Annotated in this window: 7 protein-coding genes; 3 read left to right on the top strand and 4 right to left on the bottom strand. The window is 46.3% G+C overall.

The window, feature by feature from the left end; all coding sequences use genetic code 11:
- Positions 1-143 precede the first annotated feature (143 nt).
- Positions 144-1,184 carry a chemotaxis protein CheB gene (locus tag H6F63_RS00335; protein WP_190633916.1) on the top strand — a complete coding sequence of 347 codons (1,041 nt, stop codon included), beginning with the start codon at positions 144-146 and terminating at the stop codon, positions 1,182-1,184.
- A gap of 153 nt (positions 1,185-1,337) precedes the next feature.
- Here the strand turns inward: H6F63_RS00335 and H6F63_RS00330 are convergent, their stop codons facing one another.
- From H6F63_RS00330 to H6F63_RS00320, 3 genes are read right to left on the bottom strand one after another with little or no spacing between them, the layout of a single operon-like run.
- Positions 1,338-2,006: an NYN domain-containing protein gene (locus tag H6F63_RS00330; protein ID WP_190633914.1), complete on the bottom strand. Its 669-nt coding sequence runs from the start codon at positions 2,004-2,006 to the stop codon at positions 1,338-1,340.
- 47 nt (positions 2,007-2,053) lie between these two features.
- On the bottom strand, positions 2,054-2,473 hold the full coding sequence (locus tag H6F63_RS00325) for a hypothetical protein (RefSeq protein WP_190633912.1): 420 nt from the start codon (positions 2,471-2,473) through the stop codon (positions 2,054-2,056).
- A 58-nt stretch (positions 2,474-2,531) separates the two neighbouring features.
- Complete coding sequence (locus tag H6F63_RS00320) at positions 2,532-2,825, bottom strand: DUF1830 domain-containing protein (RefSeq protein WP_190633911.1); 294 nt, start codon at positions 2,823-2,825, stop codon at positions 2,532-2,534.
- 225 nt (positions 2,826-3,050) lie between these two features.
- Here H6F63_RS00320 and H6F63_RS00315 point away from each other — a divergent pair, with 225 nt between their 5' ends.
- Positions 3,051-3,266, top strand: coding sequence for a hypothetical protein (locus H6F63_RS00315; protein ID WP_190633909.1), 216 nt, complete (start codon positions 3,051-3,053; stop codon positions 3,264-3,266).
- A gap of 213 nt (positions 3,267-3,479) precedes the next feature.
- Positions 3,480-4,346, top strand: a complete 867-nt coding sequence (locus H6F63_RS00310; RefSeq protein WP_190633907.1) for a fatty acid desaturase — start codon at positions 3,480-3,482, stop codon at positions 4,344-4,346.
- Between the two features lie 41 nt (positions 4,347-4,387).
- Here the strand turns inward: H6F63_RS00310 and H6F63_RS00305 are convergent, their stop codons facing one another.
- Positions 4,388-6,697, bottom strand: coding sequence for an NACHT domain-containing NTPase (locus H6F63_RS00305; RefSeq protein ID WP_190633905.1), 2,310 nt, complete (start codon positions 6,695-6,697; stop codon positions 4,388-4,390).
- Positions 6,698-6,845 lie beyond the last annotated feature (148 nt).

Genomic DNA, 6,845 nt, shown 5'->3' with positions numbered 1-6,845 from the left:
GTTAGCGATCGAGAGCGGCAATGGGCGATCGATGCTGGGTTCCAAATGCACCTGGCTAAACCCGTTGACCTGACTCAATTGATCTCGATGGTAGCGGACTTGGTTGGACGAGTAAGCGATAAGTGAGAAGTGAGAAGAAATTTATGCCCGGACACGACATTATCGTCATTGGCACTTCGGCAGGCGGACTCAAAGCATTAGGCGCGATCATGAGTGCTCTGCCTGCTGACATAGATGCTGTCCTGTTCATTGTTCAGCATCTCGCCGCTGATAAGCCCAGCATTCTCCCTCAAATTCTTGCAGATGTGGGCTCTCTCCCAGCATCCCACCCGTCAGATGGAGAGCCAATTCAAACAGGGCGAATCTACATTGCGCCACCCGATTATCACCTGTTGGTCAATCAAGGTTCGATGCGTGTGGTGCGTGGCCCTCAAGAAAACCGATTTCGACCGGCGATCGATACGTTATTTCGTTCAGCCGCTCGTGCTTATGGTCCAAGGGTGGTGGGTGTAGTGCTCACTGGCTATCTCGATGATGGCACGGTGGGGTTGCAGGCAGTTAAGAAACGGGGCGGAGTAGCGATCGTCCAAGACCCGAACGAAGCAGAATACCCCAGCATGGCAAAGAGTGCCTTGCGGTATGTGAAGGTTGATCGCTGCCTGCCGCTTGCAGAAATTCCAGACCTACTGGTGCACTTGTCCAAGGAACCCGCTGAGGATGAGGAGGCATACCCCGTGACCGAAGAAATCGAAGTCGAATCCAGAATTGCTGAACAGCAAATGAATACCCAGGAGTTTTTAGAGAATGTAGAAGCGATCGGCACTCGGACAACTTACACCTGTCCTGAATGCAACGGGAGTATTTGGCAAATTGGGAAAGAGCAGCCGCTCCGGTTTCGCTGTCACACGGAACACTCCTTTACGGCTGATGTATTTCTAGCAGAGCAAACTCAGAATCTCGAAAATGCCTTGTGGTCGGCAGCTCGAATAATGGAGGAAAAGGTCACGTTTTTGCGTCAAATGTCTGAGCGAATGGGAAATTACAATTTACAAAGTGCGGCAGCAAAATACGAAGATCACGCCAAAAGCCTGGATGCAGAAGTATCACTGATTCGAGGCATCATTCTCAACGGCTTTGCCACGAAACGAACCATTGCCGAAGCAGAGGAAGAGCAGTCAGAGTAGCTGTAGACTCATGCGTTTACCCCCATTACTTCTCGGTTAATCGAGCAAGTTATGGCGTTCGCCCCCTCACAACCCAAAAATCTGGGGGACTTTAAGAAATCCGGCTCCCCCAAATTGGGGGTTGGGGGGGGGCTTAAGCGAGAGGTATTGCATTTACCTTTGGGAAATAGCCAATTTATGGCAAACGCCGCCGTCTAGCTTTTGAATGGTTTTTTGAATGGCAGCGAGGTCAATATAACAGTTGGCAACATCAATCAGAGAGCTACTGGTCATCGCTCGTAATCCGACCACCTCAACCCGAACTCCTTGACTAGCAATAGTATTCACCAAGTAAGCGAAATCTCCATCACCGCTGACCAAAACGGCTGTATCGCAATGCTGAGCCAATCGCATCATATCTACTGCAATTTCTACATCAAGATTAGCGCTCTTAGCACCGTTCGCCGCCTGTGTCACCGCTTTAGTAACGACGCGGAAGCCACTGTGACGCATCCAGTAGAGGAAACTAACCTGCTTCTCGTTTGTAGGATCATGTCCCGTGTAGAACAACACATGAACTAGGCAATCTCTAGCTGTTAAATAATGCAGCAGTTTGACATAATCAATCTCAATTCTGAGTTGTGAAGCTGCATAAAACAGATTCGAGCCATCAATGAAAACAATCACTCGACCGCGATCGCCTTGAGCGGGGATGCAGTTTTCATCAGCAGGTAAGTTGATTGCTTCGCTTTGCAGCATGGCATTTGTAAAACTTGACCTTTGATTAGATGCTTTCTGAGTTGTTTTTCCTAAAATATTTTTCTTGTAGGCAATATTTGTCATGTACTAACTCCTTAATCAGGTGACGAATGAGCGACAATGGATCGCTGTTATGCGGCATATTCCTGGGATCTTAAAGTAGACCTAACAAAGCCTGATTCTTCAGGAGGAGCAATTTCGTCATAGAATTTGCTGAGTAGCCGAGTTAAGGAATTTCTGCCAGTTCCTCCATCTGCTGAAAGAGTTCTAGGGAATTCCTTTATCTTTTCAAGAAATAACTGCCTTGCTTTTACAAACTGCTGGATCTCTAAATTCATCAGTTTTAACTCTTGGTTGGTATCATATAACTCTTGTTCTACCGCTTGCTGCCGCCTCAATTGCTCCGACAAATATTCCTGAAGAAAACTGACCTGCTCGCGTAACAACTCAATCTCATCTTGAGCCTTCTCAAGGACAAGTGTTTGTTTCCACTGCTCGTTTACTAGATCGCTAGTAGAGATGCATTGTTGGTCAGAATTGATTAACTGCATTTTCTAAAAGTTATTAATTGATTGGTTGATGTAAAAAACACATGAACAAGGCAATCTTTCATCTGTATTGAGCAATACAGTCTTGTTGAGCTTGTAAATTCTTGACAGCCAAGCGATCGCAGGTAGTAATCTCTGCTAAAGCAACTGTCGAAAGATTGTTGACATAGATTTCTAGCTGAGCTTCTGGTAGTGCTTCAAACAAAAGCTTCTCTCCCGGAAAAACAACACGCTCAAAGTACCAACCTAAAATATTTTTAATTCGAGCAATTTTAATTCTGTAGGTGTCATTGATGTAACAGCAGAGAATTCGATTGGTACAGTCAGTCGGTAAGCTATCTAGGATTTGACTCATTACAAAAAAAATTGGCAATTTTTCAATGACTATTAGCTTGACATACTCCTGTTAAAGATCGTGTCTGATTAAATGTTTTATTTGCGTATAAGTTATACAAATTCTGCTAAAACATTCAAAAGTTGTAGATGATGTTTTACTTGTTTACCTAAAAAGATACAAAACGTATTTGATGCTTTCTGTTTTAGTGGAAAGTATCAACAGTGAATTGGAGAAGTCTTGTCTATGACCGCAACGTTCATCAAGGTGCCTAGTTTTCGTCAGGCTCAACAAGTAAGCTTTGTGGGTGGCGAAGGAATTGTACGAAGCTACCGACCTGAAGCCGGAACTTGGACATATCTCGTCGAGATGGCATTGGGGCTAGAGCCTGATTTTGGCAGAGTGGGTGCAGAAACAATGGTGTTGCTTAATGAGGCAGATTTGCGTGCAGCACGATCATAAAATCAAAGTCTTTGAAAGCACTTCTAGTTGCTTCGATCATCGTGGTTCTCTGGATTAGCAGCTTAGAGTTCCTTCCATTTATAGACATTTCACTACAACAACACCTCTGTTGACCCTGCTCCTGCTAACAACCTGCGGACGTGCCTATTCACCCCAGCAGACACAGCCCAGGATTTGTTACATCCACACTTAAACACTTCTTAAGGAAAATTTGTGACTGTTCAATCGTCTAGCTCTGCCTTAACAGGTAAGCAACCGCTCGTATTAAGCTGGAGTAATGTAGCTTTTTTCGGCACCGTTCATGCTTTAGCGCTGCTTGCGCCTTGGTATTTCTCCTGGTCAGCACTAGGAGTGACGATCGCGCTCCATTGGTTATTTGGTAGCATTGGCATTTGTTTGGGTTATCACCGATTGCTAACGCATCGCAGTTTTCGAGTTCCAAAAGGATTACAGTACACCTTCGCGCTTCTAGGCGCGTTCGCCCTTCAAGGCGGTCCCATCTTTTGGGTGGCTGGGCATCGTTTACATCATGCTTTTACCGAAGATGTCGATAAAGACCCTTATTCCGCCCGACGTGGATTTTGGTGGAGCCACATCCTTTGGATTCTGTACCCCCGCGCTGAATTCTTTGCGACCGAAACCTATCGTAAATACGCCCCTGACTTGGCACGCGATCCGTTTTACACTTGGCTTGATCGCTATTTTCCACTACTGCAACTGCCGCTAGGAGTTCTGCTGTATGGGTTAGGTGGCTGGTCTTTCGTAGTCTACGGGGTGTTTGTTCGAGTGGTGCTACTCTGGCACACGACTTGGCTGATCAACTCCGCCACGCATCTGTTTGGAAATCGAACATTTGAAACTGAAGATGGGTCGCGCAATCTGTGGTGGATAGCCCTACTCACGTTTGGGGAAGGTTGGCATAACAACCACCATGCTTACCCCAATGTGGCAAAGGCTGGCTGGAAATGGTGGCAGGTAGATGTTACGTGGTGGACGATTCAAATCCTGAAAACAATGGGATTAGCCCAAAAAGTGGTGATGCCACCCCTGCAAGCAAAAGCAATGATTCAATCCGAATGAGTGACGATTCATTCTTTCAAACGAATCACCTAAATTGGTTTTCAGAAAGAACTACCCCATTCCCGCTCCTCAAGTTCTTTCTGAGGCAATAACAAAGCGGCTTCAATCTCCTGCCGCACGGCAGCCGTCACTTCACAATTGCTATTGAGGCAATCGAGCAACAACTGGTTTGCATCATAGTATCGTTGTAATAGTTCTTGCTGCTCTCGACTGAAGTTCCACTCATGCTGAGTGTTGCGATGCTTAGCGATCGCCACCTTTAATTGCTCTAGCCAGGCTGGATAATGCGTTTGCCACCATGAGTAAAGCGTTTTTCTACTTTGCGTTGCAACAGGAAGCTGGTCTTTAAGCTGTTGTAGCGCTTGATGTAACTTAGGCTCTAAAACAATTGCTAGCGCCGTGTTAAGCGCGTCATCGCAGGCATCAACAACATTAGATTTGAAGCCAGTGGTACATTCCAATACCAGATGATCCAGTGCTGCATCCAAAAGAATACCTTGATCGAGCGTGCAGGCAAGGACAAAATGCGGAACAATGTGAGGAGTCCGAGCTATGGCGAGGTAAAATGCGCGGGTGGCAGCAGGCTGGGGAGGAGCAACAAGGGATTTTTGGCTTGCCCAAGTTAAAAATTCTTGTAGGTATGGGTCTTGAGCCACGATCGCATCAATTTGTTGCTTCATCAACTGCACCAGGGAGTCTGCGCTTCGCAGCATGGCAACCGTCAACAAAAAAATTTCCCGCCAACGGGGTTCAGTCATATGGCTGACTAGCCGTTCCAACGAGTGATCAGATGCTTGCAGATTGTGACTGGCTACAATCTTTCGAGCTGTAAAATATTCTTGAAATATCTGATAGGAGAAGGAGAAAACCCCTTGCACTCGTTCTGCCAAGAGTCCATGTTGTAACTCGATCGCCTTGAGTATCTCTTCACTGTCTAATTGCAATTCCTCTAGCTCTGTCGAAGCATTCGGTAAATCACGAATATAGTCACCAATGTATTGTTCAACGGCTTGTTGGGTAAAAAAGGAATCCCCTTGCTCAAATGTGGCTGTTGCAACCTGACTCAGCAGCTTGAGCTTTTGCGGCAATAAAAAGCCTCGATACATTTCGTTCCGTTCAATGCCCTTGGTTTCGTCCCATTTACTAAGCAAAAGATCTAAACATTGCTTATAAAACTCGGCTCGCTTGGTAGGGAATTTGCCCTGGTGATGGAAAACCCAGCAGGCGAGGTGGAGAAACAGAGGCGTAACGGCAAGTCTACGCAAGGGCATATTTTCAGCCAAGTCTAGTTTCTCAATGAACTGAACTGCCTGTTCCTGCCCAGCTTGAATCGTAGTCTTGGTCAGGGTTGTAAACCACTTTTGAGCAAAAGCCACAATTTGATCTTGCGTAAACGGAGCCATCTCCACATCTGTGAAGCGCCTAAGATTAAGGGCGTTAGCCGCTGTGCGGCAAGTCACGACAAACAGATTCTTTTCGTACTTTTCAGAAAGTCGGCGAATTTCCTTAACAACAACCTTGCGCTCTTGATCAAGCACTTCATCTAACCCATCCAGCAGCAGCAACACTCTGCCCTCTCGCAGTAGGGTTTCAATTCCCGATGGGTCTGAAATACCAGAGGTGAGGAATTCCTCATGAATATAGTTGAGTAAGCTAAACTCGCCTGCTGCTCTAGCTTCATCGGCAAAATCCCTCAAGGTGACAAAAATGGGAACCCGATTAGCGGCAAAGCTGCCTTGGTTGCACCGAATCGCTAGATGTTGCAAGAAAGTAGTTTTACCCGCCCCTGGCTTCCCCAGCACCCGCAGCTTCGAGTAGATTTCGACGGCTTTCATACCCGCGATTTGGGTTTGGGACACTTCTCCTAAGCCAAACCGATCGAATTCCTTGGGTGTGAAGCGTTGCAAGTCAGCTAACTCTAACCACTGCTGGCTCGGAATTTCTTCCAAAATGTTGACATTAATGTAAATTTCGTCAATTTTGACGGGGCGGCTAATGTCTAACAACTTCAAGGTGCCGCACTGGTCTTGGATTTTGTCCCGCCGTTGCGATCGCACCTGTCGTACCAGAGTGTCGATGTCCGCAACCGGAGCACTATCGAGTTTCCCTGGTTCAGGAAATTCTGCGGGAGGATCGACCGCAATTTCTCGCCAATCTAGCTCTAGGATCAAACAAATCTCTAGGAAAACTTGACGCTCAATAGGTTGCCCCGTAAAAAACCGCCAGACCGACTGGCGCGTCTTTAAGCCGACTTCCCCTGCTAAATTTTCTTGAGTCCACCCCTTGAAAGCAAAGGCGCGTTTTGCTTGCTCAATCCCAAAAGGTGATGCCCGGAGCGAGCGCTTGACCATGAGACAAAACTCCTGGTCTTAATCTCAAGAACTTATAAGCTGTTGCGCTTTTAAATTACGTTAATAGAATTACCTTTGTTTTTAAGCTTACGCTCCCACTTAATAATCAACTCACCTTCATTTAGAAGTCGATGTAATAAATACTCAA

Origin of the sequence: Trichocoleus sp. FACHB-40 (genome assembly GCF_014695915.1) — a bacterium.
Classification (GTDB): domain Bacteria; phylum Cyanobacteriota; class Cyanobacteriia; order Cyanobacteriales; family FACHB-T130; genus Funiculus; species Funiculus sociatus.
Note: the sequence above shows the minus strand (reverse complement) of the source record. Positions and strands in the feature narration are given on the sequence as shown.